This window comes from Rhizobacter sp. P5_A1, assembly GCF_056400745.1.
In genome coordinates this window covers 224,099-241,242 of sequence record NZ_JBFUKR010000001.1, presented here as the reverse complement: position 1 = coordinate 241,242, position 17,144 = coordinate 224,099, and the positions used below count along the sequence as shown (strand labels likewise).

General features: G+C 69.4%; 14 protein-coding genes. 9 read left to right on the top strand and 5 right to left on the bottom strand.

The features are described from left to right. Window positions 1–32: 32 nt before the first annotated feature. Complete coding sequence (gene purT, locus AC1DTW_RS01130) at window positions 33–1,235, top strand: formate-dependent phosphoribosylglycinamide formyltransferase (RefSeq protein WP_477978245.1); 1,203 nt, start codon at window positions 33–35, stop codon at window positions 1,233–1,235. A gap of 182 nt (window positions 1,236–1,417) precedes the next feature. Continuing rightward, complete coding sequence (locus tag AC1DTW_RS01125) at window positions 1,418–1,819, top strand: hypothetical protein (RefSeq protein WP_477978243.1); 402 nt, start codon at window positions 1,418–1,420, stop codon at window positions 1,817–1,819. A 114-nt stretch (window positions 1,820–1,933) separates the two neighbouring features. On the opposite strand, the gene fusA is transcribed toward AC1DTW_RS01125, so the two are convergent. Beyond that, entirely contained in the window at window positions 1,934–4,000 is a 2,067-nt protein-coding gene (gene fusA / locus AC1DTW_RS01120; protein ID WP_477978241.1) for an elongation factor G, read from the bottom strand. A 170-nt stretch (window positions 4,001–4,170) separates the two neighbouring features. Here fusA and AC1DTW_RS01115 point away from each other — a divergent pair, with 170 nt between their 5' ends. Continuing rightward, on the top strand, window positions 4,171–5,679 hold the full coding sequence (locus AC1DTW_RS01115) for a glycosyltransferase family 39 protein (RefSeq protein WP_477978239.1): 1,509 nt from the start codon (window positions 4,171–4,173) through the stop codon (window positions 5,677–5,679). A gap of 6 nt (window positions 5,680–5,685) precedes the next feature. On the opposite strand, the gene AC1DTW_RS01110 is transcribed toward AC1DTW_RS01115, so the two are convergent. Together AC1DTW_RS01110 and AC1DTW_RS01105 are read right to left on the bottom strand one after the other, a co-directional pair. Beyond that, window positions 5,686–7,185 (bottom strand): AMP nucleosidase, encoded by a 1,500-nt coding sequence (locus AC1DTW_RS01110; RefSeq protein ID WP_477978237.1) that lies wholly within the window; start codon window positions 7,183–7,185, stop codon window positions 5,686–5,688. Between the two features lie 177 nt (window positions 7,186–7,362). Beyond that, entirely contained in the window at window positions 7,363–7,647 is a 285-nt protein-coding gene (locus tag AC1DTW_RS01105; RefSeq protein WP_477978235.1) for a hypothetical protein, read from the bottom strand. A 50-nt stretch (window positions 7,648–7,697) separates the two neighbouring features. On the opposite strand from AC1DTW_RS01105, the gene AC1DTW_RS01100 reads away from it, so the two are divergent. From AC1DTW_RS01100 to AC1DTW_RS01090, 3 genes are all read left to right on the top strand, one after another. Next, window positions 7,698–8,453, top strand: coding sequence for a hypothetical protein (locus AC1DTW_RS01100; RefSeq protein ID WP_477978233.1), 756 nt, complete (start codon window positions 7,698–7,700; stop codon window positions 8,451–8,453). 149 nt (window positions 8,454–8,602) lie between these two features. Continuing rightward, window positions 8,603–9,262, top strand: coding sequence for a hypothetical protein (locus AC1DTW_RS01095; protein WP_477978231.1), 660 nt, complete (start codon window positions 8,603–8,605; stop codon window positions 9,260–9,262). Between the two features lie 52 nt (window positions 9,263–9,314). Then, entirely contained in the window at window positions 9,315–10,580 is a 1,266-nt protein-coding gene (locus tag AC1DTW_RS01090; protein ID WP_477978229.1) for a D-amino acid dehydrogenase, read from the top strand. Window positions 10,581–10,590: 10 nt separating this feature from the next. Here the strand turns inward: AC1DTW_RS01090 and AC1DTW_RS01085 are convergent, their stop codons facing one another. Continuing rightward, window positions 10,591–12,522, bottom strand: a complete 1,932-nt coding sequence (locus AC1DTW_RS01085; protein ID WP_477978227.1) for a M61 family metallopeptidase — start codon at window positions 12,520–12,522, stop codon at window positions 10,591–10,593. Between the two features lie 132 nt (window positions 12,523–12,654). Here AC1DTW_RS01085 and AC1DTW_RS01080 point away from each other — a divergent pair, with 132 nt between their 5' ends. Then, the gene (locus tag AC1DTW_RS01080) at window positions 12,655–14,463 is read left to right on the top strand and encodes a carboxyl transferase domain-containing protein (protein WP_477978509.1); all 1,809 of its coding nucleotides are present in this window, start codon (window positions 12,655–12,657) and stop codon (window positions 14,461–14,463) included. Between the two features lie 3 nt (window positions 14,464–14,466). On the opposite strand, the gene AC1DTW_RS01075 is transcribed toward AC1DTW_RS01080, so the two are convergent. Further along, window positions 14,467–14,658 carry a hypothetical protein gene (locus AC1DTW_RS01075; RefSeq protein ID WP_477978225.1) on the bottom strand — a complete coding sequence of 64 codons (192 nt, stop codon included), beginning with the start codon at window positions 14,656–14,658 and terminating at the stop codon, window positions 14,467–14,469. 147 nt (window positions 14,659–14,805) lie between these two features. Between AC1DTW_RS01075 and AC1DTW_RS01070 the strand changes: the two genes are divergently transcribed. Together AC1DTW_RS01070 and AC1DTW_RS01065 are read left to right on the top strand one after the other, a co-directional pair. Beyond that, entirely contained in the window at window positions 14,806–15,387 is a 582-nt protein-coding gene (locus AC1DTW_RS01070; RefSeq protein ID WP_477978223.1) for a cysteine dioxygenase family protein, read from the top strand. Window positions 15,388–15,391: 4 nt separating this feature from the next. Next, entirely contained in the window at window positions 15,392–17,137 is a 1,746-nt protein-coding gene (locus AC1DTW_RS01065) for a hypothetical protein (protein WP_477978221.1), read from the top strand. Window positions 17,138–17,144: the final 7 nt, after the last annotated feature.

The window sequence follows — 17,144 nt, the reverse complement described above, 5'->3', positions numbered from 1 at the left end:
TCGTCTGCTTCAACGCCAACAGGACACGCTCGATGACCACGCTCGGAACGCCGCTCTCACCCCACGCCACCAAGGTCATGCTGCTGGGTAGCGGCGAACTCGGCAAGGAGGTGCTGATCGCGCTGCAGCGCCTGGGCGTCGAGACGATCGCGGTCGACCGTTACCCGAACGCGCCCGGCCAGCAGGTCGCACACCACGCCCGCACGATCACGATGAGCGACCCGGCTGCGCTTGCGGCGCTGATCGAGGCCGAGCGCCCGATGCTGGTCGTGCCCGAGATCGAGGCGATCGCCACGGCGATGCTCGAGGAGCTTGAAGCCGCAGGCGTCGTGCGCGTGATCCCGACGGCGCGCGCGGCGCGCCTGACGATGGATCGCGAAGGCATCCGCCGCCTCGCCGCCGAAACGCTCGCGCTGCCGACCAGCCCATACCGCTTCTGCGATTCGCTGGCGGAGCTGCGGGCCGCGATCGATGGCGCGATCGGCTATCCGTGCGTCGTCAAGCCGGTGATGAGCAGTTCGGGCAAAGGCCAGAGCCGACTCGACGGCCCGGCCGATGTGGCCGCAGCGTGGGACCACGCGATGGCCGGCGGTCGCGTCAGCCATGGTCGCGTGATCGTCGAGGGCTTCATCGACTTCGACTACGAGATCACGCAGCTGACCGTGCGCGCGCTCGGGGCCGATGGACAGGTCGGGACGCACTTCTGCGAGCCGATCGGCCATGTGCAGGTCGGCGGCGACTATGTCGAAAGCTGGCAGCCGCAGCCGATGCGCCCGGCCGCGCTGCAGCGCTCGCGCGAGATCGCGAAGGCGGTGACCGACAACCTCGGTGGCCAGGGCCTGTTCGGCGTCGAGCTCTTCGTGAAAGGCGACGACGTGTGGTTCAGCGAAGTCTCGCCGCGCCCGCACGACACCGGGATGGTGACGATGATCACGCAGTGGCAGAACGAATTCGAGCTGCACGCACGCGCGATCCTCGGGCTGCCGGTGGACACCGCGCTGAAGAGCCCGGGTGCGAGTGCGGTGATCTACGGCGGCGTCGATGCGCAGGCGCTGGTATTCGACGGCGTCGATGCCGCGCTGCGCGTGCCGAACACCGACCTGCGCCTGTTCGGCAAGCCGGAGAGCTTCAAGAAGCGCCGGATGGGCGTCGCGCTCGCGTTCGATGCCGACGTCGAGCGTGCGCGCAGGCACGCCAAGCAGGCCGCCGCCTGCGTGAAGCCGCGCGCGGCGTGACGATGCGACGGCATCAAGGTTCGCCGGCCGCCTGAGGCGCGTGGACCGCGCGTGGCGTGCGGTTTGCACGCCCGCCGTTCGCCGAAATGTCAACTTTTCTGTCCCGCAGCACTTGCCACCGGCAAGTCGTTACGCTGCCTGGCCGCGCGGGAACAGCGAGCCGGTCACGCACAGGAAAGCCCATGACAACCAACGAATGGTGGATGCTCGTCAGCCTGGCGCTGGCCGTCGGGTTGGCCGCGGGTGGCTGGCTCGCGCTGCGCTTCGCACGCAAGCGCCACGCCGCCGCAAGCAAGCGCCTGACCGACGAGTTGCTGCAGCGGTTCTCGGGCACCCTCGCTCAGGTCCGTGCGGCGCAGGTGCGGGCGCAGACCGAGCTCGAACAGGCGCGCAACTCGTTCCGGCGCCAACTCGCGGTGGTGGCCGACGAGCCTCGCGCTGCCGCCGCGCGCGCCGAGGCGCGCCTGCGCGCCGCTTACGACGAGATGGACCGGATGCGTCGCGGCGCGATGCCGCCGGATTCCGAGAGCGCCGAATTGACCGATGGTTTCGCCCCGACACGCCCGATGCACGACGGCATGTGAGCTGGTGCCCCTCGGCGAAGGAGTACCTTCGCCGATCCCCCAAGGGGATGCGGGCTGGCTTGGGGCGGCCCGGCGCTCGGCCCGTCGGCCTCGGCAAACAACGGGTGACTCGGCTCAGTCCTCGTCCTTCGCCTGGTACTGGCTCATCAGCGCCGCCTGCGCTGATGGCGGCACGGCCTCGTAGTGGCTCAGTTCCAGCGTGTAGCGGCCCTGGCCGCCGGTCATCCCGTTGAGTCGCGCCTGGTAGTTCAGGAGCTCCGACAGCGGCACCTGCCCGTTGACCATCACCACGTTACCGGCCAGCGCCTGCGTGCCGCTGACCTGGCCGCGCTTGGCCGAGAGGTCCCCGGTCACATCGCCCATGCTGCTCTCGGGCGCGGTGATCTCGACCTTGACGATCGGCTCGAGCACGATCGGGTTCGCCTTCTTGACCGCGTCGATGAAGGCCTTGCGCCCGGCGGTCGCGAACGCGATGTCTTTCGAGTCGACCGAATGCGACTTGCCGTCATAGACGATCACGCGCACGTCACGCAGCGGATGGCCGGCGATCACGCCGGTGTCGAGCACCTGGCGCACGCCTTTCTCGACCGCCGGGATGAACTGGGTCGGGATCGTGCCGCCCTTGACCTGGTCGACGAACTCGAAGCCGGCACCGCGCGGCAGCGGTTCGATGCGCAGGAAGACCTCGCCGAACTGGCCCGCGCCGCCGCTCTGCTTCTTGTGCCGGTGGTGGCCCTCGGCCGGCGCGGTGACGGTTTCGCGGTAGGCGATGCGCGGCGGCCGGGTGTTGACCTCGCACTTGTAGACATCGGTCATGCGCTCGAGCAGCGTGCGCAGGTGCAGCTCGCCCAGGCCGTAGACGACCGTCTCGTTGGTTGCGATCACGTGCTCGACCTTCAGGCACGGGTCTTCGTCGACGAGCTTCTGCAGAATCTCCCACATGCGCTGCTCGTCGCCGCGGCGCTTCGGCTCGATCGCCAATCCGTGCACCGGCACCGGGAATGGCAGCGACATCAGGTGCAGATGGTCGTCTTCGGCGGCGTCGTGCAGCACGGCGTCGAAGTGCATCTCGTCGATCTTCGCGACCGCGCAGATGTCGCCCGGCACGCCGCGCACGACCTCGACATGCTCCTTGCCCTGCAGCATGAACAGGTGACCGACCTTGAACGGCTTGCGCCCGTCGCCGATGAAGAGCTGGCTGTCGCGCGTGACGGTGCCCTGGTGGATGCGGAACACGCCCATCTTGCCGACATACGGGTCGACGGTGACCTTGAACACGTGCGCGATGACGTGCTGGTCGGGATCGGTCTGCGCATGCAGTTCCTTCGCGGCCGCGCCTTCGCCCTTGAAGAACTGCGGCGGGTTGCCCTCGGCCGGATTCGGCATCAGCGCCTCGAACACGTCGAGCAGTTCGGCGATGCCGGCGCCGTTGCGCGCCGAGACGAAGCAGATCGGGATCAGGTGGCCCTGACGCAGCGCCTCCTCGAGGGGCGCGTGCAGCTCGCGCGGGTCGACATCGCCGTCGTTCAGGTAGCGCTCGACGAACGCCGGGTCGACCTCGACCACCTGCTCGACCAGCGCGCGATGCGCTGCCTCAACGCCCGAAAAATCCTCCTTCATACCGGGGACCGAGCGCGGATTGAAGAAGCAGTCGACGACCTTCGTGCCGCCCGCGGCCGGCAGGTTCAGCGGCAGGCACTCCTTTCCGAACGCGGCCTGGATCTGCCCGACCAGCGCGGCCAGATCGACGCCGGCCGCGTCGATCTTGTTGACGATCACGATGCGGCAGAGCTGCCGCCCGGCCGCCCAGTCCATCATCCGCGCGCTCATCATCTCGATGCCGGTCACCGCGTTGACGACGACCGCCGCGGTCTCGACCGCCTCGAGCGCTGTCATCGACTGGCCGACGAAATCCGGATACCCCGGCGTGTCGATCAGGTGGATGCGGGTGTCGCGGTGCGTCAGGTGCAGCACGGCCGAGTTCAGCGAGTGCTGGGCACGACGCTCCATTGGATCGAAGTCGCTGACCGTGCTGCCGCGCTCGAGGCTGCCGGGCGCACCGATCGCGCCGGCCTTGCACAGCAAGGCCTCGGCAAGGCTGGTTTTTCCCGCGCCCGTCTGGCCGACGAGCGCGAGCGTTCGGATCGCCCGGATGGCGACGTGCGGGTTGGGCTGCGGCATGAGGCTCTCCTTGCAAGACAGGCTCGATCGGGTACAGCGTACGGGATCGATCGATCAGCGGCAATCGGTGCTCTCGACAGGCCGGCAGCCGGTAGAATGCGCGATTCAAACATTCGGTTACACGTGGCCCGCAGCTCGGCCGGTATACCGCATCTGTGGGGCCCGCAGCCGTGAACTTCTCGATCGCCCTTCCGCTGCCCGGCGTGCCACGCACGCGCAACCTGCCGCCGCTGTATGGGGTGGCGGTCAGCCTGATCGCGATCGTCGTGTGGGCCATGTGGGCGGCGTACTTCAACACCGCGCAGTTCGGCGACAACGTCGAGCAGTTCAACTGGGCCCAGAGCCTCGAGCTCGGCTACCACAAGCACCCACCGCTGCCGTCGTGGGCGCTCGGCGCGGTCATCAAGCTGTTCGGGCCGTCGATCTACTGGGCCTACGTGCTCGCGACACTGTGCCTGCTCGGCACTGCGCTGTTCACGTGGATGATCGCGCGCGAGCTGGTCGGCGATCGGGTCGCGGCCGCTGCATGCCTGCTGTGGGGGTTGAACATGACCTTCTCGCAGCGCGTGCAGCTCTACAACCACAACACGGTGCTGGTCCTGTTCTTCGCGGCGACCGTCTGGTGCGCGATGCGTGCGACCCGTGCACAGCGCGCGGCGCCGCTCTGGTGGCTCGCGACCGGCCTCGTCGCCGGCGCGGCGACGCTGTCCAAGTACCAAGCGCTGGTGCCGCTGGCCGCTCTGTTGCTGGCACTCGTCGGATCCGGCCGGATGAAAACGCCGGCACAGCGCGGCGGCCTGATGCTGGCAGCGATCGTGATGCTCGCGCTGTGCACGCCGCACGCCGTCTGGGTCGTGCGGCATGACTTCAGCACGCTGCGCTACGTCTCCGAGGCGATCGAGAGCGCGGGGCCGCGCCAGCGCATCGGCTTCGTCGTCGGCTTTGTCGCGAATCAGGTCCGTCTCTGGTCCCCGGCCCTGCTGGCGCTCGCGCTGTGCTGGGGCTGGCAGCGGCTGTCGCCGCGGCCTGTCGCGGCGGATGCCGATGACGCGACCGTGCCCGAGTTCCCGGCCTGGATGTTCGGCCTGGTCTGGGCCGGCCTCGCGGTGTTGGCGGTGATGGCGCTCGGGGCCGGCGCCAGCCTGCGCAACCACTGGGGCGTGCAGGCGCTGCAATTCTTCGGCATCTGGCTCGCGTGGCGCTGGGATCGTGCCGGCACGCTCGACCTGCGGCGCCTGGTCTGTGCCGCGCTCGCGATCCATGCCGCGAGCCTGGCCTGGTATGCGAGCGAGCACAACGACCCGAACGCCGTGCTGACGAGCCGGCGCATCGACACGATGTACCCGGCGCGGCGTCTCGCGCTCGCCGCGGTCGCGCACTGGAGCGCGTCGACCGGCTGCCCGTTGCGCTACGTCGCCGGCTCGGTGTTCGACGCCGGGCTGGTCTCGCTGTATTCCGGCGGCAGCCTCGGCGTATTCGACAACGAATCGGCCACGCCCTGGGTGCCCGCCGCCGAGTTGCGCCGCCGAGGCGCGCTTTACGTGCTCGACGAGGGCGACCCGGTGCCGCCCGGCGTGACCGATCTGCTCGTGTTCGACATCGTGCGCGGCGCGCACCCGGGCCGGCTGGGCAAGACCGTCACGCTCGGCGTGCTGCCGCCGGAACAAGCCTGTTCGTGACGAGAGCTATTGGAACGCGACCTCGGCGAAGCTGCGCAGCTTGCGGCTGTGGAGCTGGTCGACGCCGGCCTCGCGCAGCAGTTCGATCGCGCGGATGCCGATGCGCAGATGCTGGTCGACACGCTCGCGGTAGAAGTGATTCGCCATCCCCGGCAGCTTGATCTCGCCGTGCAGCGGCTTGTCGCTGACGCACAGCAAGGTGCCGTAGGGCACGCGGAAGCGGAAGCCGTTCGCGGCGATCGTCGCGCTTTCCATGTCGAGCGCGATCGCACGGCTCTGGCTGAAGCGCCGCTCCGGCGTGCTCACGGCGTGCTGCGACGGCAGCAGCTCCCAGTTGCGGTTGTCCGTGCTCGCGACCGTGCCGGTGCGCATGATGCGCTTGAGCTCGTAGCCCTTCAGTTGCGTGATCTGTTCGACCGCGGTCTCGAGCGCGACCTGCACCTCGGCCAGCGCCGGGATCGGCACCCACAGTGGCAGTTCTTCGTCGAGGACGTGGTCTTCGCGCACGTAGCCGTGGGCGAGCACGTAGTCGCCGAGCTGCTGCGTGTTGCGCAGCCCGGCGCAGTGCCCGAGCATGACCCACGCGTGCGGGCGCAGCACTGCGATGTGGTCGGTGATCGTCTTCGCGTTGGCCGGGCCGACGCCGATGTTGACCATCGTGATGCCGCTGCCGTCGGCGCGCACCAGGTGGTAGGCCGGCATCTGCGGCAAGCGCGGCGGCGCGGCGCCGAGCTCATCGCCGGGCTGTGACGGCAGCCCGCTGCGGCGCGTGATCACGTTGCCCGGCTCGACGAAGGCGATGTAGTCCTGCGCTTTGGCGGCGCTGGTCATCGTCTCGTGGCCCAGGCGCACGAACTCGTCGATGTAGAACTGGTAGTTCGTGAACAGCACGAAGTTCTGGAAGTGCTCGGGCGCGGTGCCGGTGTAGTGGCGCAGCCGGTGCAGCGAATAGTCGACGCGCGGCGCGGTGAACAGCGCCAGCGGCTGCGCATCGCCCGGGCCGGCCTCGAAGGTGCCGTTGGCGATGCCGTCGTCCATCGCGTTCAGATCGGGCAGGTCGAAGCGGTCACGCATCAGCAGCCGGCGCTCGGCACTCAGGTTGCCCTCGAGGTGGTCGTTCTCGGCGAGCGAGAAGTGGACCGGGATCGGGTGTGCGCTGGTGCCGATCTCGAGCGCGACATGGTGGTTCTTCAGCAGCAGCCGGAACTGCTCGAGGTAGTAGTTGGAGAACAGGTCGGGCCGGGTCAATGTGGTCTCGAAGGTGCCCGGGCCGGCGACGAAGCCGTAGCTCAGGCGCGAGTCGGCGCGCGCGACGGTGTCGGTGTGCACGCGCACGAAGGGGTAGCAGGCGCGCACGCGCTCGCTCATCGCGTCGCCGGCGACGAAGGCCTGCAGTGCGCCGCGCAAGTGCTGGATGCTGCCGTCGTAGATCGCGCGCACCTGCGCGAGTGCGGCGGCCGGGTCGGTGAAGCGGGCGGGGGCGACATAGTTCGGTACAACGGACATGGTTTTCCTTCTGCGGTGCCGCCCATTTTCGCCCGGGATCGTCCGTGCGCCGGCGGCGCCGGTTGCATTTCGTGACCTCGCTTGTCCTACAGGCTAGTCACCACTCGGCCGACCGACCGCCGCCGGGGTCACTCCTATGGTTGAGCAGCTGATTTGCGAATCGGCCTTTTCACTCATTCATGCCTCAAGGAGCTCCACGATGAAAGTTTCCAAGACCCTGACCGCCCTGATCGCCGCTTCGGCGATCGTCGGCACCGTTGGGTATGTGTCCGCGCAGACCCAGAGCAACGAACCGGCGACGACCCCGTCGCAGAGCACCGAGCCGATGCCGAGCCAGAGCGCGCAGCCTGCCGCCCCGGCGCCCGACACGTCGACGCAGTCGACACCCTCGACCACGCCGGATACCTCGAGCACACCGTCGTCGAGCAGCAGCACGCCGTCATCGTCGGACAGCAGCAGCACACCGGCGACCAGCGAGCCGCAACCGAAGGCCGACCGCAACTGAGGTCGCGATGAAGTTCGGCAGCCCCTTCGCCCTCGACGTCGAGCTCTTCGCGGGCCTCAGGCAAGGGGTGTTGCTGGGCGCCGCCGTGCTGGTGCTGACGCTCCCGCCGGCGGGTCTGGCAACCCTGCGCGCGATGGCGCCCCCGCGTGTGCCCCACGCGAGCGCCGCGCTTGTGCCGCATCTGGCCGATTTCGCCGGGCACGCGGCTTCGGCCGATGCCCGTTTCGTCGCGAACTGGGTCGCCGATGCGCACGACAACCGGCACCTGCCGTTCGTGATTCTCGACAAGCGCGACGCGCGCGTCTTCGTGTTCGACGGCCAGGCCAGGCTGATCGACTCCAGCCCCGTGCTGCTCGGATTCGCCGTCGGCGACGACTCGGTCGCCGGCATCGGCAAGCGCCCGATCGCGCAGGTGCGCGAGACCGAGCGCACGACGCCGGCAGGGCGCTTCAACAGCCAGCCCGGGCGCAACGCCTCGGGCGAAGAAGTGATCTGGGTCGACTACGACGCGGCCGTCTCGATGCACCGCGTGCGGCCGGTCGACCCGAAAGAACGTCGGCTCGAACGGCTTGCATCCAATGACCCGTCGCAGCGCCGCATCTCATACGGCTGCATCAACGTACCGGTGGCGTTCTTCAACAGCGTCATCGAGCCGCTGCTCGGCGCTCAGCGTGGCGTGATCTACGTGCTGCCCGAATCGAAGGGCGTGCGGCAGGTGTTTGCCGGCGCGTATCCGGTCGATCCGGAACTGCATCGGATGTAACAGATTCCCCGTCGCGCCGGCCGGTCTTTGGCCGCGCGGCCGCTCACTCCAACGACAATTCGCCCCGGCGTGCCGCCATCGCGGCCGCCCGGTGGGAGTAGCTCGTTCAGCCTCGCCGCTGACCATTGTTTCCACCGAGGATTGTTCCGATGGCCCGTCGAGGCAAGAGGCTGTTTGCCGCAGCCGCCGTGTTGTTTTGTGCCTCGCTGTGCCAAGCTGCCGCAGCGCCCGATTTCGGCGCCGAACCGGCTTCGGACGCGGCCCGTTATGCCGCGAGCCAGGTGCTCGCAAGCGCCGACCACCGCGGCCAGCCATTCGCGATCGTCGACAAGCGCAACGCGCGGCTCTACGTGTTCGATCCGGCCGGCCGCCTGGCCGGCGCCTCGGCCGTGCTGCTCGGCCTCGCCGCCGGCGACACCGCGATTGCCGACATCGCGCAGCGCCAACCCGCGAGCCTGGCCCCGCACGAGCGCAGCACGCCGGCGGGCCGTTTCGAATCGCAGCCTGGCCACAACGACAAGGGCGAAGCGATCGTCTGGATCGACTATGCCGCGTCGCTCGCGATCCACCGGCTGCGCCCGGCGCCCTGGTACGAGCACCGTGCCGAACGGCTCGCGTCGCCCGAGCCTGACGACAACCGCATCTCGTACGGCTGCGTCGTCGTGCCGGTCGCGTTCTACGACGCTGTCGTCGAGCCGAGCCTCGGTCAGCATCGCGGCGTCGTCTATGTGCTGCCCGAGGCGAGCCCGGTGCAGGCACTGTTCGGCCCGATCGAACTCGCGAACCGCGAGGCCACGCCCAGGCTCTAGCGGACACACCCGTACACTGCGCCCCGGCACGAACAGTGCATGGAGCGTGACGATGAAGGTGTTGGTACTCGGCAGCGGCGTGATCGGTGTGTCATCCGCCTACCAGCTCGCGCTGGCGGGCCACGAGGTGACGGTGGTCGACCGCCAGCCCGCGGCGGCGCTCGAAACGAGCTACGGCAACGCCGGCGAAGTCTCGCCCGGCTACTCGGCGCCGTGGGCGGGGCCGGGCGTGCCGATCAAGGCGATCAAGTGGCTGCTGATGCAGCACCGGCCGCTCGTGATCCGCCCCAACATCGACCTGAACCTGCTGCGCTGGGGCGTCGCGATGCTGCGCAACTGCACCAGCGCGCGCTACGAATTGAACAAGAGCCGGATGGTGCGGCTGGCCGAGTACAGCCGCGACTGCCTGAGGGCGCTGCGCAGCGAAACCGGCATCCGATACGACGAGCGCATGCAGGGCACCTTGCAGCTCTTTCGCACGCAGGCGCAGCTCGACGGCACGGCCGCCGACATCGCGATCCTGCGGCGCTACGGGGTCGCGTTCGAGCTGCTCGACCGTGACGGCTGCATCCGCCACGAGCCCGCGCTCGCGACGGTCAGAGACAAATTCGTCGGCGGCCTCCTGCTGCCCGGCGACGAGACCGGCGACTGCTTCAAGTTCACGCAGAACCTCGCTGCGCTGGCGGTCAAGCAAGGGGTGCAGTTCCGCTATGGCACGCAGATCAAGAAGCTGGCGCTGGCCGGCAAGCAGATCGACGGTGTCGTCACCGATTCGGGCACCCTCAAGGCCGACGCCTACCTGGTCGCGCTCGGCAGCTACTCGCCGCTGCTGCTGAAGAACGTCGGCATCCGCATCCCGGTCTACCCGGTCAAGGGCTACTCGATCACGGTGCCGATCACCGACGCGGCCGGCGCGCCCGAGTCGACCGTGATGGACGAGAGCCACAAGGTCGCCGTGACGCGCCTGGGCGACCGCATTCGCGTCGGCGGCACCGCGGAGCTCGCCGGCTACACGCTGAAGTTGCATGACGCGCGCCGGCAGACGCTCGAGCACGTCGTCACCGACCTGTTCCCCCACGGCGGCGACGTGGAGCGCGCCGAGTTCTGGTGCGGCCTGCGCCCGATGACGCCGGACGGCACGCCGGTCGTCGGCAGCACGCGGCTGCCGAACCTGTTTCTCGCCACCGGCCACGGCACGCTGGGCTGGACCATGGCCGCCGGCACCGGCCGCGTGATGGCCGACGTGATCTCCGGCCGCGCGCCGGCGATCGACATGAATGGCCTGACGTTGGAGCGTTATCCGCGCGCCTACGCCTGACGAGTTCGACTTACAACCGGGGCGACAGCAGCTTGCTCAGCCGGTCCTCCGTCCCCTCGATTCGCTCCAGTTTCGGGTAGCGCAACCCGCCGCTGTAGGCGATCGCGACCGACCGATAGTGATCGCCGTCCTTCATCAGCAGCTGGATCGGCGCCTTGCTCGTCTTTGCGGCGGTGATCGCGGCCTTCAGACGCTCGGGCTTGTAGGCCAGGCCGTCGACCGCGACCAGCTGCACCGAGTTGCGCAACCCCGCGTCGAACGCCGGGCTGCCCCAGCGCACCATCGTCAGCATGCTCTCCTTGCCGACCTCGATGCCGAGCGAGTAGGCGAAGTCGTCGAACTTGCGGCGCTCGGCGAAGCCCTTCGTGAAGCTGTTCGGTTCCTCGCTCCACGCGAGGCGCCAGCCGGCCTGCTCCAGGCCCTTCAGCGGCGCGCCGGGCCGGTTCGTGTCGAGCCGTTCGCGCAGGAAGCCGGCCCAGTCGTGCGGCTGGACGCGGTTCAGCGCCGCGACGATCGCATCGAAGTCGTAGGTCAGCGGCGCGAGACTCGAACCCGCACGGTCGGGCGCGGCACCGAAGAAGTCGCGCGCGAAATCATCGAGCGAGCGCTGCCCGCCCGAGGCGTCGCGGATCAGCATGTCGGCCTCGAGCCAGACCAGCACCATCTCGTCGTAGTAGTCGGCCCCGCGCTGCCAGTCGCGCCAGTCGCGGCCCTCGTGCCGATCGCCCATCACGGCCTGGTTCGTCGTGTCCTGCAGGTTGCGCCACCGGCGGCCCGCCTGCGCATCGAGCCACGCGGCGACGCTCGCGAGGTTGTCGCGCATGTCGGCCAACGGCACCAGGCCCGAGCGCGCCGCGAGCACGTCGCCCCAGAACTGGGTCTGGCCCTCGTACATCCAGAGCAGCGAGTTCTGCATCGGCGTGTTCGTGTCCGGCGTCCACAAGTCGGCCGGGCGCCGGAACTTGCCGTTCCACGAGTGCACGTACTCGTGCGCGAGCAGGTCGCGGCCGACCGATGACTTCGCCCACTCGCTGAAGTAGCCCGGCGACACGCCGTTTTCGCTCGACTGCTGGTGCTCGAGGCCGATCCAGCCGAAATGGTCGCTGACCGCGAACAGGAAGTCGTAGTGCGCATAGTGGCGTGCGCCGAACAGCCGATCGGCCTGCGTCACCAGCGCGCGGTGCGCGGCGAGCTGCTCCGGCGTGATCGCGAGTTCGCTCGGCGTGTCGGCCATGACGTTCAGCATGACCGGCGTGCGGCCGCTCGCGGCGGCCTGCGGGTCGAGTTCGACGCGGGTCATGTGCCTGCCGGCGAAGACCGGCGAGTCGATCAGCGTCTCGACGCTGACCGGCTTGAACTGCGTCGTCGCGCCGCGCTGTGCCGCGGCTTCGAGCGCGGTGCCGAATTGCCAGCGGTCGGGCAGCCGCAGGCTGGGCTGAATGGTGATCCTGCTGTCGAGCGGCCCGGCGGGGTACAGCAGCATCGCGTTCCACTGCACGTTCAGCATTTCGGGCGTCACGACGACGCGGCCGCTGTCGCCGTCGACCGGCGACAGGTGCTGGAACTCGATCTCCAACATGTTCGTGCCGGCAGGCACGTCGAGCGCGAACGCGTAGACGTCGAGCGGATCGCGCTTCCACGCCACCGGCCGGCCGGCCGCGCTGATCTTCAGCCCGGCGAGCTCGCCGATGCGGCCGTTCGGCGCGTGGTTGCCGGGCAGCCACTGCGGGTAGTTCAGGCGCAGCGGGCCGGGCGCGACGGGGATGCTCTCCTTGATGCGAAAGATGCGGCGGTCGAGATCGGTCGCGTCAACGTGCAAGGTCAACATACCGGGGTACGGTGTGTCGTTCGGCGATGTCGCGGCGTGTGGCGCGGTGGCGGGCAGCGCCATCAACAGCGGGACGACAGCGAGGGGTCTGAGGGCGCGAAGCAGGACGGTCATCGGTCGGTGTCGAGCAGCATTTGAAAGGCGCCGACGATACGTCATCGGCATGCGGCTGTCGTGCAGGCGTCAGTCCGCGAGGTGTGACTTCGTTACAGTCGCCGGCGAGGAGGCCCGATGCCACACGACAGGATTCACGCGCCGATGGCCGGCACCGTCGTCGAGCTGCCGGTCACGGTCGGCCAGGCGGTGCGCGCCGGGCAGGCGCTGCTGGTGCTCGAAGCGATGAAGATGGAGCACGAGATCCGCGCTCAGGCCGACGCGCAGGTGCTGCACATCGACACGCACATCGGCGAGCAGGTCTGCGAGGGCGACTGCCTGATGCGGCTCGGCGCCGCGACATCGACCGCGACCGGCGAAGCGGCACCGCCGGCGCGCGCCGCGGCCGACCCGACACTGCGCGCCGACTTGCAGGAACTCATCACCCGGCAGGCCTTCACGCTCGACGCGCAGCGCCCCGAGGCGATCGCGAAGCGCCACGCGCTCGGGATGCGCAGCGCGCGCGAGAACGTCTCCGACCTGTGCGACGCCGGCAGCTTCGTCGAGTACGGCGCGCTCGCGATCGCGGCGCAGCGCTCGCGCCGCAGCGAGGCCGACCTGATCGCGAACACGCCGGCCGACGGCCTGGTCGCCGGCATCGGCAGCATCAACGGCGCGCGGTTCGGCACCGAGCGGTCGCGCTGCGTCGTGATGGCTTACGACGCGACCGTGCTGGCCGGCACGCAGGGCATGCGCAACCACCAGAAGACCGACCGCCTGCTCGGCATCGCGCTGGCCCAGCAGCTGCCGGTCGTGATGTTCGCCGAGGGCGGCGGCGGCCGGCCCGGCGACACCGACATGCCGGTCGTTGCCGGGCTGCATGTCGCGAGCTTCGCGAGCTATGCGCGCCTGTCCGGGCAGGTGCCGGTGATCGGCATCGTCGCCGGCCGCTGCTTCGCCGGCAACGCGGCGCTGCTCGGCTGCAGCGACGTGATCATCGCGACGAAGCGCAGCAACATCGGCATGGGCGGCCCGGCGATGGTCGAAGGCGGTGGCCTCGGCGTCTTCACGCCCGAGCAGATCGGGCCGAGCGCGCTGCAGTCGGGCAACGGTGTGATCGACCTGCTGGTCGACGACGAAGCGGCGGCGGTGGCCGCGGCGCAGCAGTACCTGTCGTACTTCCAGGGCTCAACCGCCGAGGGGTCGGCGGCCGACCCGCTGCTGCTGCGCGACCTGCTGCCCGAGAACCGCGTGCGCGCCTACGACATGCGCGAGGTGATGCACTGCGTGGCCGACATCGGCTCGCTGCTCGAGCTGCGCGCCGGCTTCGGTGCGGGCATCTTCACCGCGCTGGCGCGGATCGAAGGCCGGCCGATCGGGCTGCTTGCGAGCAACCCATCGCACCTCGGCGGCGCGATCGATGCCGACGCCGCCGACAAGGCCGCGCGCTTCATGCAGCTGTGCAACGCGCACGGCCTGCCGCTGGTCTCGCTGATCGACACGCCGGGCTTCATGGTCGGCCCCGAGATCGAGGCGCAAGCGCAGGTGCGTCATGTCAGCCGGATGTTCGTCGCGGCGGCGCATCTGCGCGTGCCGTTCTTCGCGGTCGTGCTGCGCAAAGGCTATGGGCTGGGCGCGATGGCGATGGCCGGCGGCGGTTTCCACGAGCCGGTGTTCACGGTCGCGTGGCCGAGCGGCGAGTTCGGCGCGATGGGTCTGGAAGGGGCGGTGCGCCTGGGCTATCGCAAGGAACTCGAGGCGCTGCCGGAAGGGCCGCAGCGCGATGCGCTGTACCAGCGCCATGTCGACGAACACTACGCGAAGGGCAAGGCGATCAACATGGCCGCGACGCTCGAGATCGATGCGGTGATCGACCCGGCGCAGACGCGCCAGTGGCTGTCGCGCGGGCTGGCGTCGGCGCGGATCGGCACGCGGCGGCCCGCCGGCATCGACCCGTGGTAGCGGCTACTTCGGGCCGGTGAAGCCGGAGTGCGGCGCGTCCGGCCAGTGGTGCGACTGCAGCGCCGGGTGCGCAGCCTCGTAGCCGAGTTCGACCGGCTCGCCGTCGTCGGCTGCGGCGACGATCGCCGCTTCGGCGCGCTGGCTTGCAAAGTACCAGCGTCGCACGTCTGCCACCCAATCCGCATCGTTCGCCATCACCGCCTCCGTACCGACCGCGACATGCGGCCCTCGATGGAGCGAATGTCGACGGCCGGGCGGCGGCACACCATCGGGTGATCGATCGAATCGCTGTAGGGGTTCGCCTACGCATCGCGTCGGGGCCGGTGCCGGCAGAATCACGCGATGAATTCATCCGTCCTCGAACAGTTCATCGCGGGCTCGGCCGCGCTCGCTCGCGCGCACTCGGAGCCGGCCGATTGCGTCGTCGCGATCGCGCCGCTGATGCAGGCGCTGCTGCAGCACGCCGACGCGTTCCTCGCGCCGCAACACCTGCGCGCCGACCCCGCGCACTACGCGCGCAACGCGATCTATGTCGCGCCCGACCAGAGCCTGTCGCTGTATGCGCTGGTCTGGACGCCGGGGCAGTGGACGCCCGTTCACGACCATGGCAGCTGGGGCGTCGTCGGCGTGCTGCGTGGCATGCTGGAGGAGCGCAGCTACATCCGCACCGGCGCCCAGGACGCGAACACGCGCTCGGCCGACACCGGGATCGAACTGCAGCGCGGCGGCGTGATCCTGATCGGCGCAGGCAGCGTGACCAGTTTCGTGCCGAATCCCGACCACATCCACCTGACCGGCGTCGGCGCCGACCGGCCGCAGGCGGTGAGCCTGCACCTGTACGGCCGCCACATGAACAGCTTTCACCTCTACGATGTGGCAGCGGGCACACGCCGCAAGGTGAACCTCGAGCACAACGAGAGCTGAGCACATGGACCGTATCGACGCCACCACCGCACCGCTGACGACCGCGGCCCAGGCCCCCGGCGGCCCGGCCGTGCGCCATCTGCGCCAGGTGCTGCTGTGGCCACTGCGCCTGATGCCGCTGCGCGGCGCCGAGGGCCAGCCGCGCCGCACGCCGTGGCAGGTCCTGCGCGACCTGGGCGACGCGTCGCCGTGGCGCGAGGTCGTCGACGAATACACCGGCGACAGCGCGCGCTTCCACGAGCGCCATTACAACGAGTTCGTGACCTTCCTGCCCTATGTGCAGCGCTTCCTGTACGGCGAAGGGCGCAAGGCGCGCGAAGGGCCACGAGGCAGCCCCGGCGGGGCTACTGGCGGCGGGCGCGATGCCGACGCGCCGATGCGCGTGTTCCGCCGCGACGACATCGCCCACGTGCGCGTCGTCGCACGGCCCGGCGACGCGCCGCTGACGCTGGAGGTGATCCACGTCGACCTGTACTTCTTCTTCGACGTCGACGTCGTGCTGCTCAATCTCGAGCTCGGCGCCAACGACCTGACGCTCGACCAGGCGCAGGAGCAGCTCTACCGTTTCGGCCGCGGCTACCCGGCGGGGTGGGACGCGAACGGTCACGCGCTGCACACGATGGCCAGCGTCGAATGGCTGGATGCGCGGGGCGGGGTGATGGCGCGCTCGGATTCGCAGCAGCGCGAGGTCTTCATGGCGCACGTCGCCGAGCACCGCGCGCCGCGCACCGCGGCGCACTGGGCCTTCATGCTGCAGCCGCTGGTCGCCGACCACTCCGACGAGCCCGGCGAACTGCGCTACCGGCAGATCGAGTACTACCGCATGCCGCTGATGGGCTACCTCGCGCTCGACGACCCGCGCGCGCTGACCCGCAACGATTTCATCCGCCTCGGCCTCGTGACCGGCGCGGGCGGCAGCGACAACGGCAGCCTGAGCGACGACAGCGCATTGCCCTACGGCGCCGACCACCTCGCCGATTTCGAGCAGCGCTACTGCTATGACCGCTTCTGGGCCAACGCCGGCGCGGCGCCGAACACGCGCTACCTGTGCAGCGGTCACGCGCTGATCGTGATCGGTGACGCGCGCTCGCAGTTCTACGGCTGCCGCGACCGCGGCGTGCTCGCGCAGTTCCGGCACCAGCACTTCCTGCTGTTCATGATTGCGCACTTCCAGAAGGCGGCACTGCTGATGTCGTCCGATCGGCTCGTCGAGGCGCTGAAGAACCTCGATGTCGGCGACGCCGGCAGCGTGCGCCGGTTCAAGCGCTCGATCCGCGGCAGCTTCGAAGGCTTTCTGCGCTTCACGCACCGCTACTGGTTCCACGAGGTCTCCGAGCAGGCGCAGGTGCGCGCGCTGTTCCACTTGTGCGCAACGCACCTCGGCCTGGACCCGCTCTACGACGAGGTCAAGGAGCGTATCGCCGACATGAACAGCTACCTCGACGCCGACAGCCTGCGCCGCCAGGCGAACACGGTCGTGCGGCTGACGGTCGTCACGATCCTCGGGCTGATCGGCACCGTGACGACCGGCTTCCTCGGCATGAACCTGCTCGCCGAGGCCGACGCGCCGATGAGCCGCAAGCTCTGGATCTTCGCGGTCGTGTTCGTCTTCACGACTGTGCTGACCTTCTACACGATGGGCAAGTCCAAGGGCCTGTCGGACTTTCTCGATGCCTTGTCCGACGAGAAGCTGTCGGTGTGGACCAAGACCAAGGCGCTGATCGCGGTGTGGCGGCGGTCGAGAGACTGAACGGGCC

What these genes read in the sequence shown, in the direction of transcription:
- AC1DTW_RS01125 (WP_477978243.1), top strand. Translation starts at nt 1,418, where the DNA reads ATGACAACCAACGAATGGTGGATGCTCGTCAGCCTGGCGCTGGCCGTC.
- AC1DTW_RS01070 (WP_477978223.1), top strand. Translation starts at nt 14,806, where the DNA reads ATGAATTCATCCGTCCTCGAACAGTTCATCGCGGGCTCGGCCGCGCTC.
- AC1DTW_RS01085 (WP_477978227.1), bottom strand. Translation starts at nt 12,522, where the DNA reads ATGACCGTCCTGCTTCGCGCCCTCAGACCCCTCGCTGTCGTCCCGCTG.
- AC1DTW_RS01095 (WP_477978231.1), top strand. Translation starts at nt 8,603, where the DNA reads ATGGCCCGTCGAGGCAAGAGGCTGTTTGCCGCAGCCGCCGTGTTGTTT.
- purT (WP_477978245.1), top strand. Translation starts at nt 33, where the DNA reads ATGACCACGCTCGGAACGCCGCTCTCACCCCACGCCACCAAGGTCATG.
- AC1DTW_RS01075 (WP_477978225.1), bottom strand. Translation starts at nt 14,658, where the DNA reads ATGGCGAACGATGCGGATTGGGTGGCAGACGTGCGACGCTGGTACTTT.
- AC1DTW_RS01065 (WP_477978221.1), top strand. Translation starts at nt 15,392, where the DNA reads ATGGACCGTATCGACGCCACCACCGCACCGCTGACGACCGCGGCCCAG.
- fusA (WP_477978241.1), bottom strand. Translation starts at nt 4,000, where the DNA reads ATGCCGCAGCCCAACCCGCACGTCGCCATCCGGGCGATCCGAACGCTC.
- AC1DTW_RS01100 (WP_477978233.1), top strand. Translation starts at nt 7,698, where the DNA reads ATGAAGTTCGGCAGCCCCTTCGCCCTCGACGTCGAGCTCTTCGCGGGC.
- AC1DTW_RS01090 (WP_477978229.1), top strand. Translation starts at nt 9,315, where the DNA reads ATGAAGGTGTTGGTACTCGGCAGCGGCGTGATCGGTGTGTCATCCGCC.
- AC1DTW_RS01110 (WP_477978237.1), bottom strand. Translation starts at nt 7,185, where the DNA reads ATGTCCGTTGTACCGAACTATGTCGCCCCCGCCCGCTTCACCGACCCG.